Consider the following 13,008-nt stretch of genomic DNA (forward strand, 5'->3'; position numbering starts at 1 on the left):
CACCTCCGAGGCTCTGCCCTAGGCTTCCGGAATCTCACCAACTACGTCGCCAGATCGTTGCTGGAATCCGGAGGCTTCAGACCGAAACTACACTCTGAATTCTGAAGAGCCGCTAATGTTTGCTGGTGTTGTCATGCTACCCGGAAAATCCGAGTATTCATGAATGCTACGCGTTGCCTTCGAAACGTTCCGCTCCTGTCACAATCTCATGTAGCACTTACGGACATATGACAAGCACTGGGTCTCCATGCTGACTACGGGCAGTGTCATTCCGTCGCGGCAACAGGTTCGTTGTAGAGAGGATTTGCTGGTCGGGCGTAGGTCATCTTCGGATCGGGCGGACATTGCTGTGATGACACTTGCGGCTAAGCCGTATCGACAGATGTGGGGACAGAATCACCAGCCAAAATGTTACCTCTATGTTGATACTTCCCACCAAAGTACTCGAACATTCGCCAGAGATTTCGTAGGCGTTTCTGTTGAGTCTCGTCGGATCTTCGCGGTTTCACCACGAACCGGGATGCACCGAATCTAGTTCCTAGTTTGGCTATGTGAGGAGACTCTAGCCCAGCTAGTCGCTGGCGTGGATCAAGTCGGGTCAGGGTTCGCCAAACGCCTGCAGCACCTCTGTATTGTCCGGTGCCTCGTGCGTCTTCTGCACGTAGTGTTTGCTGAGTATTCGACGCTTTGGAGACCACCCATTATTGCGGCTGGAGGCCACTGATATTGCAGTCGGGGACCAGCACATCCCCACGTGGGGACCAACGTCGGCCTTCGATATGTTCGATTTGATTCTGGTCGAATTCGGTCCTCTGGTACCGCCCATCTGCATGACCGAGCTGCGGTTGCCGCGCCTAGGTGCGGGCCGCCTACGGAGACGCTTCCAGGCAGGGCCCCAAGCAGCGGCCCCACCATCGTCGGCAGGATGGGGTCAGCCGCGCATTTCCCATCGCTAGCAGTGGCCGGCCGCCTGCAGGGGCACCAAACCAGAACAACAGCCCTGCTCACGTCGCGGTACGCACCACCCCGCCGGCAAAGTGGCTTTCGGCAGCGCTACCGGTGGCTCCCACGGACAATATTCAAGTTTTTTCGTGGTGGTCCCCACGGGCAATATTGCTGGCCCCCAAGCAAGCAAGTATTCATTTGCTGGTGATCATTTCATTGGAGTGGCCTAGTTGTGCCGTCGCGGCGGCAATGCCCTGGGTGTTGGCGAGGATCGTGCCGACTGACTTTCGGAACGTGTGTGGTGTGACCCAGTCGTAGCCGAGGGCTTCTCGGACCTCGCGCCATTGCTTCCGGAAGCCGTTGGGATCACGAATTGTCCCCACACTGGAAGCAAAAACGAGTCCAAGGTCACTGGTCCGGGCCGTGTCCGCCTGACGTTTGCGCAGCATCTCAACGGCAAAGGACGGCAGGAAGTACTTCTGCCGAGAATTGGAACTCTTCGGGTGGTCCTGGATTTTCAGGCCGCTCATGCCTTTGACTTTGATGACGGTGCCATTGATAGTCACTGTTGGCTTTTCGGCCTGAAGGTCGACATCAGTCCAAAGGAATGCCAGGGCCTCGCCGATGCGGGCACCGGTAGCCAGCATGATGTCGACGACGTCGAGGATATCCTTCTCATGCAGGCCATTGGGGCGTCCGGTCGGCTGCTGCCACTTATAGACGCCTTTGCGAAGAGCGATCACCTCATCCAGGGTAAGTGCTCGGACTTCCTTCACGACGATGGGGATTTTAGCGACCTCTCGTAGCGGGTTGGCGCTGATGGCACCGTGCCGCGTCGCGAGGCTAAGCATCCCGGACAGGATGGTCTTGCACATCTTCGCCGTCGTGGCGCCACTATTGGTTCGGATGAACTTGAGGAACCTGCCGAGGGCATTGACGTTGGCTTCTCTGATCGTCAGCTCGCCGGTGCCTGGCAGGATGTGGGTGTCCAAGAGTTCCCGATACCGTTTGCTGGTGTTGGCGGCCCTGCCGAGGTCTTCAAATTCTGCCCACCAAATTCGTGAAAGCTCACGTAACTGCATCTCCGGCCTGATCTCATCCTCGTTCACTGGGACAAGCAGCCTGAGTTTGTGAATCAGGGCCGCCTCGGCCTTTGGCCCTGAAGCTCCCCAGGCTTCGTACCTGCGGACGACGCCGTCGAAGGATCGGAACTTGGCGCGGGCACGCCAAATCATGGGCTTGAGCTGCATGCGGGTGATCTGACCCCACGTACCCAACAGCAGGCGTGCTCTAGGCAAAGGGATCTTCTGTTGTGTCGAGCCACTCATTCAAGTCGCTCCGGCTGATGCGCAGGTGTCGGCCGATCCGGTGAGCTCCCGGCCCGAGGTGCTCGACGCGTCACTGGCAGAAGGTCTGCTCCGGGATCTGCAGTTCCTTGCAGATGTCCCGCGGGGTCAGCCATTCCTCAGCGACTGCTGCGGTGGCAGGAGCCGGCTTGTTTTCTCGCTCATCAGATGCACCTCCTCAACATGGACGTTCCCCTTTCCGTGGCGCAAAGGCAGTGAAACTACATGACCGCTGGTGCCACAGCGAAAAATTCCCATGACGATCTCCCCAATGCGGGGGAGGGGCGCATGCTAGAGAGCCTCTCGTCGGAACCTACTCGATATCGAAGCTTTCCAGTGGAGCGCGAGCACGTGCCGTATCGCCAACGCTGCAGGACTGTAGGTGGCTTGTCGCGCGCAACGTCACAGACGATACTTGAGTCAGCCACAAGATTCAGATTGGAGACTCATGGCGAATCACGAAGCGTCAGGCGTGGCCGATGAAGTTGCTAGAGCCGGGCGCACACCTCAAGGCGAACTGTCCCGAAGGAATCTCCTGCAGCTGGACAATATTGCCAGGATGACTGGCAGGCGCCTGCTTTTCACGGATATCAGCACGGCGATGGCCGCTCGTGGTGTCTAACTGTCCAGGGCGCGGTGGAACTACATGACAGATGTCATTGGACGGTTGCTCCGGGATCGACAGCTGATGGCGAAGTTGGCAGACTTTTTCACCGTGGGCCAAGACTATTTTTCGCAGCGTCGAGGACATGGCAAATCCTGATTTGACCACTTGCCAGCTTGAGTATTTGAAGGCATTGCGGGCAGCGTGGGACAAGTCGTTTAGCGCCAAAAATCTGGGTGAGGTGTCACCGGAAACGATGGCGGCGATTTTTGGTCATCTGAACCAGGATGATGCCCGTTAACCTGAGAATCGGCGGCGTGAGGCTGGGGAAGTCCCGCCGACCGCTGCGCTGATTTGAGGAGCGCTACCGGCTCCCGATCTTGGCCGTTGACGCTTTCGTGATGGTGATCAGATCTGCCGGGGACAGTTCAATGTCGAATCCGCGGCGTCCGCCGGAGACCAAGATCGTTTCGTGATCCAGCGCCGATTCGTCCAGCACCGTGGGGGAGGGCTGGCGCTGGCCAATGGGTGAGATGCCACCTAATACGTAACCGGTGCGGCGCTGGGCAGTGGCCGGGTCGGCCATCGCGGCCTTCTTGTGACCTAACGCTTGAGCCATGGCTTTCAGATCCAAGGTCCCGTTCACGGGCACAATAGCCACAGCGAGAGTTCCGGCCACATCCGTCATTAGAGCCCTGAGACCCGGGCTGGCTTGATTCCCAACGCCGTTGTCGCTTCCATACCGTAGTTGGTGTTGGCAGGATCGTGGTCATAGGGGTGTGCAGTAAAACTAATGCCAGCTTTGGTAAGTGCAACCGTTGCCGGTGTACCAGTGCCCCCGGCGGGGTTTTTCGAGGCAGTATTCTTCTTGGCCATGACATCAATTATGCCAGGACAAAGCCCCGGTTCTCCGATGCAGTTGATCTCGGAGAACCGGGGCTTAGCTGCAGCAACCGAGCCTAGGCGGCCGGGCGGAGCCCACCGTTGATCTTGCGCTTGACGCGACCCAGCATGGCGGACATGCCGCGCATACGTAGGGGTGAAATAGCGCGAGTCAGGCCCAACTGCTCGGGCATGTCATCCGGTACGGCCAGAATTTCTGCGGCGGTCAACCCGTCCAAACCTTCAAACAATACGGAAGCAAAGCCGCGCGTGGTGGGTGCCTCGGGAGGTGCCTGGAAAAACAGACGCACCACCTCGCCGTCGTCCGTCTTTTCAGACTCCACTGTCAAAAACAGTGGTGACTGGCATTCCACCACCTGCTCCAAGAGCTCGGGGTGATCCTTGAGTCGGTCCGGCAAGGGCGGCAGCGACTTGGAGAAGTCCAGCAAGAGCGTCAGCCGGTCCCGTTCCGTTAGTTCCTGAAAATCCTTGACGATCTCGGCCAATGCAGCTGGCAGTGCTTGTGAAGTAGTCATCGACTAAAGCGTACGTTTCTTTTCTATTTGGTGTAAAACGTGGTGATTAGTTGGCCGAGGCGGGGAGTTCGCCGCGCTCGGTGCCGACGGCGATGGGGACGCGAACGGCGTTGCCCCACTCGGTCCAGGAACCGTCGTAGTTGCGGACGGTCTCGAAGCCCAGCAAGTACTTCAGGGCGAACCAGGTGTGGCTGGAACGCTCGCCGATGCGGCAGTACGCAACCACGTCGTCGCCCGGAACCAGGCCGGCTTCGCCGAGGTAGAGAGCCTCGAGTTCTTCACGTGAGCGGTAGGTGCCGTCTTCGGCAGCGGCGCGGGCCCACGGGATGGAGGTGGCGGTGGGGATGTGACCGCCACGCAGCGTTCCTTCCTGCGGGTAGGCGGGCATGTGGGTGCGTTCGCCGGTGTATTCCTCGGTGGAGCGGACGTCGATGAGCGGCTTGCCCAAGTGCGCTAGGACATCGTCCTTGTAGGCGCGGATGGGGGCGTCGTTGCGCTCCACTACCGGGTAGCTTTCGGTGGGAGTGACCTCGGTGGCGTCCGTGGTGAGCTCGCGGCCCTCGGCAATCCACTTATCGCGTCCGCCGTCGAGCAGGCGAACATCTTCGTGACCGAACAGAGTGAATACCCAGAGCGCGTAGGCGGCCCACCAGTTGGATTTATCGCCGTAGACGATGACGGTGGAATCGCGGGAGATGCCCTTAGCCTGGGCGAGCAGCGCAAAAGCGGCGCCGTCGATGTAGTCGCGAGTGACGTCGTCGTTCAGGTCTGTGTGCCAGTCAATCTTCACGGAACCGGGAATGTGGCCGGTCTCATAGAGCAATACGTCCTCATCGGACTCAACCACCACAATGCTGCCATCCGCGGCGGCACCGTCAGCCAGTGCGGCGGCGAGCCACTCGGTGGAAACCAAGCGCTCCGGGTGGGCGTACGATGCGAACTTCTCATTTGTTTCTGCTGCTACTGGCATGATGGCCCTTCTAAACTAGGTGGTTCATAGCTGGTGCCACAGGGGAGGGCGACAGCTGAACCTCTCAATCAGCGTAACCACGGGGGACCCCGAAAGCTTCCTTTCGTTAACGCTACGCAATATGGCGTGGGTATTCTTAGAAACGTGAGTTGTGGGCCCCATGCTGGTGGTCTGCGCAAATTCTTGATGATCGGAAATCTTTCTTGGTACAGGTTGAGCAACTTTCCACGCGCCGCCCGGCGGTTTCGGTGGATGAACTGCTAGCGGGTTTTGTCCCATCGCCGCGCTTTGGTGAGGTTTCCTTCAACAGTTACCGCCCGGATCCTTCGCAACCCTCGCAATCAGAGGCGGTGACTATGCTGCAGAAGTTTGCCAACGGTGCGGCGAAGAAGCCGGCTGGTGGTGGGCTACGGAAATTCTTTGGTGGCAAAGCTAAGGCTGCTGGTGCCGGTGCGGAGCGTGCCGGGATTTATCTGGACGGCGGCTTTGGGGTAGGTAAGACCCACCTCTTGTCATCTCTGTGGCATGAGGTTGAGGGTCCCAAGGCCATCGGCACCTTCGTGGAGTACACCAACTTGGTGGGTGCGTTGTCATTCCGCAAAACCGTGGAGGCACTGAGTGCCTACAAGCTGGTGTGCATTGATGAGTTCGAGCTCGATGATCCAGGCGATACCGTACTGATGTCGCGCCTCATGCGTGAGTTGGCCGACGCCGGGGTGCGGCTGGCCGCCACGTCCAACACGCTGCCGGGATCCTTGGGCGATGGACGCTTTGCCGCCGTTGATTTCAAGCGCGAAATCCAAGTCCTAGCCGATCAGTTTGAGATCTTGCATATTGATGGTGAGGACTTCCGCCACCGTGGCCTACCCACGCCTCCCGAGCCTGTAGCCAATAGTGACCTTGACTCACGCATGCGCCAGGACTTTGCCGGGCGAACTGTGGCTGTTGACGACTTCAGCGTTCTGGTGGATCACTTGGCCGGCGTCCACCCGTCCCGCTACCGGCAGATGCTCTCCGGCATCGACGCCGTAGTGTGGCGCAATGTGCACACCATCACCGAGCAATCGGTGGCTTTGCGCTTTGTGGTGCTGGCCGACCGGCTCTACGACAAAGATGTGCCGATCATGGCCAGCGGCGTCCCCTTGGATCAGCTGTTCACCCCTGAAATGATGACCGGTGGGTACCAGAAGAAATACTTCCGTGCCGTCTCGCGTCTGACTGCTCTTGCCCGTGAAGCTCAGGAAATCGGGGACCGCCAGCCGGTTGGGTGATGGCTGGTTGTTTTCGCGCGCTTTTGCTTGTTTTCGCTTGTTGTGGCGTGAGGAATGCGAAAGGCCCCGGTGCCGTCTCTCGACAGTACCGGGGCCTTCTTTGACGCCATTCAAAAGGGCGAAGGGGTCAGGCTATTTGCCTGTGCGATCAATAAAGTCCGACGCGGCTTTCTGGACACCGTCCACCTGATCCTTGAACTTGTCGCCGGTCTTCCCGTCAACAAAGTCACCAGCCTTTTCAATTCCACCTTTGATGGAATCCTCATGGCCGTTGATCAGTCCTTCAGCCTTGCCCTTGATATTGTCAAAAATAGACAATAGGCACCTCCCTTCGCTCCTGGGGCCATTGGCGCCCCAACTTTTCTTAGCTTAGTATCTTTGCCCACCTTGTCAACGATATTTCCCGCAGTTGTGCCCTCAGCTGACTGGGTGGCTTCAGGTATGTCCACGCTATCTACGCTTAGACGTTTGGCATGAGGCGGCGTTAAGTCGGTTTAGGCGGCGATGGCAGCCATAGAACGGATACTCCACAAGACCCGGTCCTGATCCAGTACTAATTCAAAGGTAACCAGGGGAGTCTTGGGGTTGTGGCCAATCCTTGCCTGCACCTGCCAGACCTCCACATCCATGAGGCGAGGTAAACGGCGCGCGCTCCGCCACCAATCCACCCGTTCGAACCAGCTCACTGGCTGCACCCCCACGTGCCACGTGCGGCCCTCCCGCACGAAAGATTCAGGTCCACGCGGCCCCATTGTTACTTCCAGATTCTCCATGCCGGGCACGCTACCGGCAGGCACTGACATAGATTCAGGGTGTTGGGTGGGGTCAGGGTTTAGATGTCTGGACCGGTTCAGCTACCCGAAACAGTGGCCGCTAACTCTTAGCAAACAATTTCTGCCCTCGAGTCCTCACGTTTGGCCCCCTAAATCGATCTTAGGGGGCCAAACGTGAGGACTCGCGGTGCCGACATAGTCCGGGGTCAGTAGTTGCGGGGGAACAGCGGAGAGAGTCGCGGTACCTTGCTGGTTCGCGGTACGTCGCCGATTTGGCCGCTAACCCCCGGTTTGGGAGTTGGCGACCTGATTTATGGCACGAAAAAGCCCCTCTTCTCAGCGTTTGTGCTGATCTGAAGGGCTTTTCTTTGATGTGGGCGATACTGGGTTCGAACCAGCGACCTCTCCGGTGTGAACGGAACGCGCTACCACTGCGCCAATCGCCCAATTCACGCACATATCCCGCAGGCTATGCATGATCCTTGGTGCGTTGAAAACAATAGCCCAAACTTTCACCTAGTCATAATCGCTCGAACAGGAACCGAATAGGAACCTGACTCAGGCGTGACAGGGCTTTCCCATGAGCGGAGAGAAGGTGTCATGGTGCGTGGTGATGTGACGAGGACCTCATGGTTAATTCTGGCCGCAGCGCCCCAAAATGAGCCCAAAAGGGGTCTAAATGACACCTTTGTAATTCGAATGGGAAACCCTGGATCCGCACCAGCTCAACGAAGTACGGCAGTTGGATTGGGCCAAGGTGGTTCGCGAGGATGTTCGATTTGGTGTTTCGGATTCTGCTCATGTAATGTTTTCACCGCAGCAACACGGACTACCGAAGCGGAAACGCAGAGGCAAGAAAATGTAGCTTATGCGGTTGTAGCTCAGCTGGTAGAGCACCACCTTGCCAAGGTGGATGTCGCGAGTTCGAATCTCGTCAACCGCTCGCATGACACCATATTCAGTTCGCATGGTGGGGTGGCCGAGAGGCGAGGCAACGGACTGCAAATCCGTGCACACGGGTTCGAATCCCGTTCCCACCTCCATTTGGCTGATCCAAAGTATTTTGCTGTATAGTTCAGCGGGATGCAATGGGCGATTGGCGCAGCGGTAGCGCGCTTCCCTGACACGGAAGAGGTCACTGGTTCGATCCCAGTATCGCCCACGAATGAACTCCAGCGTTCATTTGTTATATGTAGTACCTGTGGTCGTAGCTCAGCTGGTAGAGCACCACCTTGCCAAGGTGGATGTCGCGAGTTCGAATCTCGTCGACCACTCGGATCGTTGTGTGACTGCCGGAATCCTTGGGTTCCGGCAGTTCCATGCAGGGCAACTCCAAGTAAGATCAACGATTTCAGCCAGCTGGAATCATTGGGCGATTGGCGCAGCGGTAGCGCGCTTCCCTGACACGGAAGAGGTCACTGGTTCGATCCCAGTATCGCCCACGAATGAATATCAGCATTCATTCGAAGTATGAAATGTGTAGTACGTGTGGTCGTAGCTCAGCTGGTAGAGCACCACCTTGCCAAGGTGGATGTCGCGAGTTCGAATCTCGTCGACCACTCCAAGAGAGAAATGCCGGAATCCTTAGGGTTCCGGCATTTTTCATTTCTCAGCAGTTCTAGTCCTGGAACAAACTTGTCCACAGCCTGCGGCCAAGAGCAGTCGCAGTGTCGGACGGAAGTGGAATAGTAGAAGCATGACAGCTCCAGCTTTGGCCCACAGCACAGAATTAGGGCGCATGTACGCCCGTTCCCTGCAAGACCCGCCCAAGGTCCCTTCCATAACCACCGTGATTGGGCAACAAGCCACCTCCCTCGATGGATGGATTGGCTACATGGCGGCAACTGCCGTGGTGAAACACCCCGATCTGAGCTCTGCCGTAGGTAACCCGGGCCAATTGCGCACTGTTGTGCGCGACAGCTCCAACGCTGCCGAACAGTTTCGTGATGCTGCGGCAGCGCGTGGAGACCGCGTGCATAACTACTGCGAACAGGTGGCCCTGCGCGCTCTGGACCGGCCCCACCAGCTTGCCGAAGCCAAGGAAGCCTTAGCTGAACACGGCGAAGAGAACTTTGCCCTCCGCTTTGATACCTGGTGGAGCGACTACAAGGTCCAGCCGCTACAGCCGGAAATCACTGTCTGGAATGAGACTCTGGGCTACGCCGGAACCCTGGACCTCGTGGCAACCATTGGCGGACGCCTGTGCATCATCGATTACAAGACCAAGGGCACCGACCGCAACGGTCAGGTCAAGAATCTCGATGCCAAGGTAGTCATGCAGCTCGTCGCCGGCATGAAGGCTGAGGAGTCAATCATTGATGAAGCGGCCGGCACGTGGGAAGCCTGGAAGTACGGCCAAGATCCCATTTTGCTCGGCGTGGCCATCGGCGAAACAGAAGTCCGCACCCTGCAAGCCAACCCTCAGGTCTTGAAAGCGCACTGGTTCAAATTCGCCTCATTGCGGCGCGTGTGGCAAACCTCATTGGACGCAGCACAAGCAGGCACTGCTTTGCTCGATATTGCGCCTCCCGCGTAGTAACCGCCAACTAGACTTATCCCAAAGCAGTTCCACAGGCCTGATTCGGTCTGCATCAATTCCAAAGTGAGGTGCCCACCCATGGCCATCCTGAGCATTCGCATCATTGGCGACCCTGTCCTGAGAACAGTCGCCGAGGAAGTGAGCGAATTTGGCCCTGAGTTGGCCAAGTTGATTTCCGACATGACAGAGACCATGCACGATGTCCATGGCGCCGGTCTGGCTGCACCTCAAATTGGTGTCAACAAGCGCATCTTTACTTACTCCGTGGACGGGGCCGAAGGGCACGTTATCAACCCTGTGCTGGTGGCTAGCGATGACATGGCCCCCGGCGAACCCGAAGGCTGCCTCTCTGTGCCCGGGCTGGGTTACACCGTGGCCCGCCAGCGCTGGGTGCGAATCACCGGCGTTGACCAGCACGGCCATCCCCTGGACATGGAAGCGACTGGCACCTTGGCCAAGTGCTTCCAGCACGAAACGGACCACCTTAACGGCAAGCTCTACGTGGATCGTCTCGAAGGCGAGGACCGCAAAGACGCACTCCGGGCCATTCGCACGGCCAACTACCACGACGTCACCAATGAAACCGTAGCCAAGCGCGCCAAGACTGTGGGCTCCGCCTTCGGTGGCACCTTCGGCGCAGGGGCCGCTCAATGAGGGTCCTCTTTGCCGGAACCCCCGCTGTAGCGTTGCCGTCGCTGGAAGTTTTGCGTGAGGCGGGACATGAGATCGTCGCTGTCCTGACCCGCCCGGACGCGCCGCTGGGCCGCAAAAGGGTTATGACGCCGTCGCCCGTTGCCGCCCGCGCGCAGGAACTGGGCCTGCCCGTCATCAAGGCAGACAAGATCGACGCCGAAGCTGCCGCGGCCATCGCCGCCGCCGCACCTGAGGTGGCCGCCATTGTTGCCTACGGCGCCCTGATCCCCTCCTCGGCACTTACTCTGCCGACGCACGGCTGGATCAACCTACACTTCTCACTTTTGCCAGCCTGGCGCGGCGCGGCACCCGTGCAGCACTCCGTCATTAACGGCGATGAGATCACCGGTGCCTCCACGTTCCTGCTCGAAAAGGGACTCGATACCGGCCCCGTCTACGGCACCATGACCGAGACCATTCGGCCCACCGATACCAGCGCCGCCTTGTTGGATCGGCTATCGCACAGCGGGGCAATTCTGTTGGCGCAGACCATTGACGGCATCGGCGCCGGAGCCCTCAGCGGAGTGCCCCAGCAGGGCGAGATCTCCCTAGCGCCCAAGCTCACCCTTGAAGACGGACACGTGGCCTGGGGCGAACCAGCCCTGGCTATCAACCGCCGCATTCGGGGCGTGACGAGCGAACCCGGCGCGTGGACCATGTTGGCTGGACAGCGTTTCAAACTGGGTCCGGTGCTGATGCGTCCGGACGTCGCAGATTTGGCGCCCGGGCAGCTCTTGATCAGCGGGAAAACCGTTGTGGTGGGCACCGGATCGCACGCCGTCGAACTGGTAGATGTGCAACCTGCAGGCAAAAAACTTATGAAGGCAACAGACTGGGCCCGCGGCCTAGGCAACAAGGAAGATGTGGTGTTTGAATGACCAGCGAGCAAGGCGGGCGTTCCGGCCACCAGAGCAGCAACTCCAGCCGTGGCCACCAGAGCCAGGGCGGTGGTGTGCGGCGTCGTGATGATTCCGGGCGCGAACGTAACCGCAGCACCGGCCGCAACCGGACCGAGACCGCACCGGGGCAGCGTACCCGCGTTGCGGACCCCGCACGCTTGGTGGCTTTTGAGGTGCTCCGAGCGGTTTCCGCTGATGACGCCTACGCCAACCTGGTGCTGCCGGCTCGTATCCGCAAGCACGGACTGGACCGCCGTGACGCGGGTTTCGCCACCGAACTGACCTACGGCGCGCTCCGTGCTCAGGGCACCTACGACGCCATTTTGGCCACCTGCGTTGACCGCCCGCTCAGCGAGCTGGACCCCGCCATCCTGGACGCGCTGCGCATTGGCGCCCACCAGCTTATGGCCATGCGCGTGCCCACCCACGCCGCCCTGGATCAGACCGTTGGCCTGGCCCGCGCCGTCATTGGTGCCGGCCCCTCCGGCCTGGTCAACGCTGTGCTGCGCAAGGTTGCCGCTAAGGAACTCCCCGAGTGGATCGAGCAGCTCACCGAGGGCCTCAGCGACGACGTCAAGATCGCCTCCATTGAGCACGCTCACCCCGAGTGGATCGTCCGCTCGATGCGCCAGGCGCTGGTGGCCCACGGCCGCGACGTCTCCGAGATCACGGCCTTGCTGGAAGCTGACAACGCTGCCCCCGTGGTCAACCTCGTGGCCCTGCCCGGACTTGGCGATCTCACCGAGGCTTTCGAGGCTGACTTCACGGCCGGTGAGTTGGTAGTGGATTCCGCCCTATCCTCCGGCGGCGATTTGAGCCGGCTGCAAAGTGTCCGCGACGGTTCCGTCCGCGTTCAGGACGCCGGTTCGCAGCTGGTGGCCCGGGCCCTGGCTGGCGTGGAGATCTCCTCACAGAAGAACGACGCCGAGGAGCGCTGGCTTGATCTGTGCGCCGGACCCGGTGGAAAAGCCGCCCTTCTGGCTGCCTTGGCCGCACAGAAGAATGCTTGGCTGCTGGCTAACGAGCCGGCTCCGCATCGCGCCAAACTAGTTTCGCAAGCCCTAGCTGCCGTTCCACAGGACGCCTGGACGGTACGCACTGGAGATGGCCGCGACATTGGCAAAGAGCACCCGGGCGCGTTCGATCGCATCCTGGTCGATGCCCCGTGCACCGGATTAGGTGCCCTGCGCCGTCGTCCCGAATCACGGTGGCGCCGCAAGCTCTCCGACGTCACCGAGCTGGGCCCGCTACAGCGTGAGCTCCTCACCTCGGCACTTGACGCAGTCAAGCCCGGGGGAGTGGTGGCCTACGTGACCTGTTCACCGCATATTGCCGAAACCATCGCCGTGGTTGAAGACGCCATGCGCAAGCGCCCCGAACTGGAATTGATCGACGCCGGTGCAGCATTGGATGCGGCCAGCCTCAGCGGTGACGTGGGCGCCGGCAACACCACAGCCACCGTTCCCGGACACCGGATGATGGCCCAGCTGTGGCCGCACATCCACCAGAGCGACGCCATGTTCTTGGCCCTGATCCGCAAGAACTAGCCA

Annotated in this window: 12 protein-coding genes, 7 tRNA genes and 1 pseudogene; 13 read left to right on the top strand and 7 right to left on the bottom strand. The window is 59.6% G+C overall.

From position 1 onward, the window contains the following. Positions 1-1,139: 1,139 nt before the first annotated feature. Positions 1,140-2,273: a tyrosine-type recombinase/integrase gene (locus ACX80D_RS16385; protein WP_459323938.1), complete on the bottom strand. Its 1,134-nt coding sequence runs from the start codon at positions 2,271-2,273 to the stop codon at positions 1,140-1,142. A gap of 466 nt (positions 2,274-2,739) precedes the next feature. Between ACX80D_RS16385 and ACX80D_RS16390 the strand changes: the two genes are divergently transcribed. Continuing rightward, positions 2,740-2,913 carry a hypothetical protein gene (locus ACX80D_RS16390; protein ID WP_459323939.1) on the top strand — a complete coding sequence of 58 codons (174 nt, stop codon included), beginning with the start codon at positions 2,740-2,742 and terminating at the stop codon, positions 2,911-2,913. 127 nt (positions 2,914-3,040) lie between these two features. Continuing rightward, positions 3,041-3,196 (top strand): hypothetical protein, encoded by a 156-nt coding sequence (locus ACX80D_RS16395; RefSeq protein ID WP_459323940.1) that lies wholly within the window; start codon positions 3,041-3,043, stop codon positions 3,194-3,196. Positions 3,197-3,259: 63 nt separating this feature from the next. Here the strand turns inward: ACX80D_RS16395 and ybaK are convergent. From ybaK to ACX80D_RS16410, 3 genes and pseudogenes are all read right to left on the bottom strand, one after another. Then, positions 3,260-3,771: pseudogene (ybaK, locus tag ACX80D_RS16400) on the bottom strand (Cys-tRNA(Pro) deacylase). Positions 3,772-3,854: 83 nt separating this feature from the next. Further along, positions 3,855-4,313, bottom strand: a complete 459-nt coding sequence (locus tag ACX80D_RS16405) for a SufE family protein (protein WP_459323941.1) — start codon at positions 4,311-4,313, stop codon at positions 3,855-3,857. 46 nt (positions 4,314-4,359) lie between these two features. Beyond that, the gene (locus ACX80D_RS16410; protein ID WP_459323942.1) at positions 4,360-5,283 is read right to left on the bottom strand and encodes a sulfurtransferase; all 924 of its coding nucleotides are present in this window, start codon (positions 5,281-5,283) and stop codon (positions 4,360-4,362) included. A gap of 203 nt (positions 5,284-5,486) precedes the next feature. Between ACX80D_RS16410 and zapE the strand changes: the two genes are divergently transcribed. Then, a complete protein-coding gene (gene zapE, locus ACX80D_RS16415; protein WP_459323968.1) occupies positions 5,487-6,554 on the top strand; it encodes a cell division protein ZapE in 1,068 nt (355 codons plus the stop codon). 132 nt (positions 6,555-6,686) lie between these two features. On the opposite strand, the gene ACX80D_RS16420 is transcribed toward zapE, so the two are convergent. From ACX80D_RS16420 to ACX80D_RS16430, 3 genes are all read right to left on the bottom strand, one after another. Continuing rightward, positions 6,687-6,872, bottom strand: a complete 186-nt coding sequence (locus ACX80D_RS16420; RefSeq protein WP_459323943.1) for an antitoxin — start codon at positions 6,870-6,872, stop codon at positions 6,687-6,689. Positions 6,873-7,048: 176 nt separating this feature from the next. After that, on the bottom strand, positions 7,049-7,357 hold the full coding sequence (locus ACX80D_RS16425) for a hypothetical protein (protein ID WP_459323944.1): 309 nt from the start codon (positions 7,355-7,357) through the stop codon (positions 7,049-7,051). A 344-nt stretch (positions 7,358-7,701) separates the two neighbouring features. Then, positions 7,702-7,773, bottom strand: a tRNA-Val gene (locus tag ACX80D_RS16430). A gap of 424 nt (positions 7,774-8,197) precedes the next feature. Between ACX80D_RS16430 and ACX80D_RS16435 the strand changes: the two genes are divergently transcribed. From ACX80D_RS16435 to ACX80D_RS16480, 10 genes are all read left to right on the top strand, one after another. Beyond that, positions 8,198-8,270: transfer RNA gene (locus ACX80D_RS16435), tRNA-Gly, on the top strand. A gap of 26 nt (positions 8,271-8,296) precedes the next feature. Then, positions 8,297-8,370 (top strand) — tRNA-Cys (locus ACX80D_RS16440). 47 nt (positions 8,371-8,417) lie between these two features. Continuing rightward, positions 8,418-8,489, top strand: a tRNA-Val gene (locus ACX80D_RS16445). Between the two features lie 39 nt (positions 8,490-8,528). Further along, positions 8,529-8,601, top strand: a tRNA-Gly gene (locus tag ACX80D_RS16450). A gap of 96 nt (positions 8,602-8,697) precedes the next feature. Next, positions 8,698-8,769 (top strand) — tRNA-Val (locus ACX80D_RS16455). 46 nt (positions 8,770-8,815) lie between these two features. Next, positions 8,816-8,891, top strand: a tRNA-Gly gene (locus ACX80D_RS16460). Positions 8,892-9,023: 132 nt separating this feature from the next. Beyond that, on the top strand, positions 9,024-9,863 hold the full coding sequence (locus ACX80D_RS16465; RefSeq protein ID WP_459323945.1) for a cytochrome: 840 nt from the start codon (positions 9,024-9,026) through the stop codon (positions 9,861-9,863). 81 nt (positions 9,864-9,944) lie between these two features. Beyond that, a complete protein-coding gene (gene def, locus ACX80D_RS16470) occupies positions 9,945-10,520 on the top strand; it encodes a peptide deformylase (protein ID WP_459323946.1) in 576 nt (191 codons plus the stop codon). Beyond that, a complete protein-coding gene (gene fmt / locus ACX80D_RS16475) occupies positions 10,517-11,437 on the top strand; it encodes a methionyl-tRNA formyltransferase (protein WP_459323947.1) in 921 nt (306 codons plus the stop codon). Before def ends, fmt begins: the two co-directional genes overlap by 4 nt. After that, positions 11,434-13,005, top strand: coding sequence for an RsmB/NOP family class I SAM-dependent RNA methyltransferase (locus ACX80D_RS16480; protein WP_459323948.1), 1,572 nt, complete (start codon positions 11,434-11,436; stop codon positions 13,003-13,005). Before fmt ends, ACX80D_RS16480 begins: the two co-directional genes overlap by 4 nt. Positions 13,006-13,008: the final 3 nt, after the last annotated feature.

The organism is Arthrobacter sp. Sr24 (assembly GCF_054511175.1).

What these genes read in the sequence shown, in the direction of transcription:
- ACX80D_RS16385 (WP_459323938.1), bottom strand. Translation starts at nt 2,273, where the DNA reads ATGAGTGGCTCGACACAACAGAAGATCCCTTTGCCTAGAGCACGCCTG.
- ACX80D_RS16390 (WP_459323939.1), top strand. Translation starts at nt 2,740, where the DNA reads ATGGCGAATCACGAAGCGTCAGGCGTGGCCGATGAAGTTGCTAGAGCC.
- ACX80D_RS16395 (WP_459323940.1), top strand. Translation starts at nt 3,041, where the DNA reads ATGGCAAATCCTGATTTGACCACTTGCCAGCTTGAGTATTTGAAGGCA.
- ACX80D_RS16405 (WP_459323941.1), bottom strand. Translation starts at nt 4,313, where the DNA reads ATGACTACTTCACAAGCACTGCCAGCTGCATTGGCCGAGATCGTCAAG.
- ACX80D_RS16410 (WP_459323942.1), bottom strand. Translation starts at nt 5,283, where the DNA reads ATGCCAGTAGCAGCAGAAACAAATGAGAAGTTCGCATCGTACGCCCAC.
- ACX80D_RS16425 (WP_459323944.1), bottom strand. Translation starts at nt 7,357, where the DNA reads ATGTCAGTGCCTGCCGGTAGCGTGCCCGGCATGGAGAATCTGGAAGTA.
- ACX80D_RS16465 (WP_459323945.1), top strand. Translation starts at nt 9,024, where the DNA reads ATGACAGCTCCAGCTTTGGCCCACAGCACAGAATTAGGGCGCATGTAC.
- def (WP_459323946.1), top strand. Translation starts at nt 9,945, where the DNA reads ATGGCCATCCTGAGCATTCGCATCATTGGCGACCCTGTCCTGAGAACA.
- fmt (WP_459323947.1), top strand. Translation starts at nt 10,517, where the DNA reads ATGAGGGTCCTCTTTGCCGGAACCCCCGCTGTAGCGTTGCCGTCGCTG.
- ACX80D_RS16480 (WP_459323948.1), top strand. Translation starts at nt 11,434, where the DNA reads ATGACCAGCGAGCAAGGCGGGCGTTCCGGCCACCAGAGCAGCAACTCC.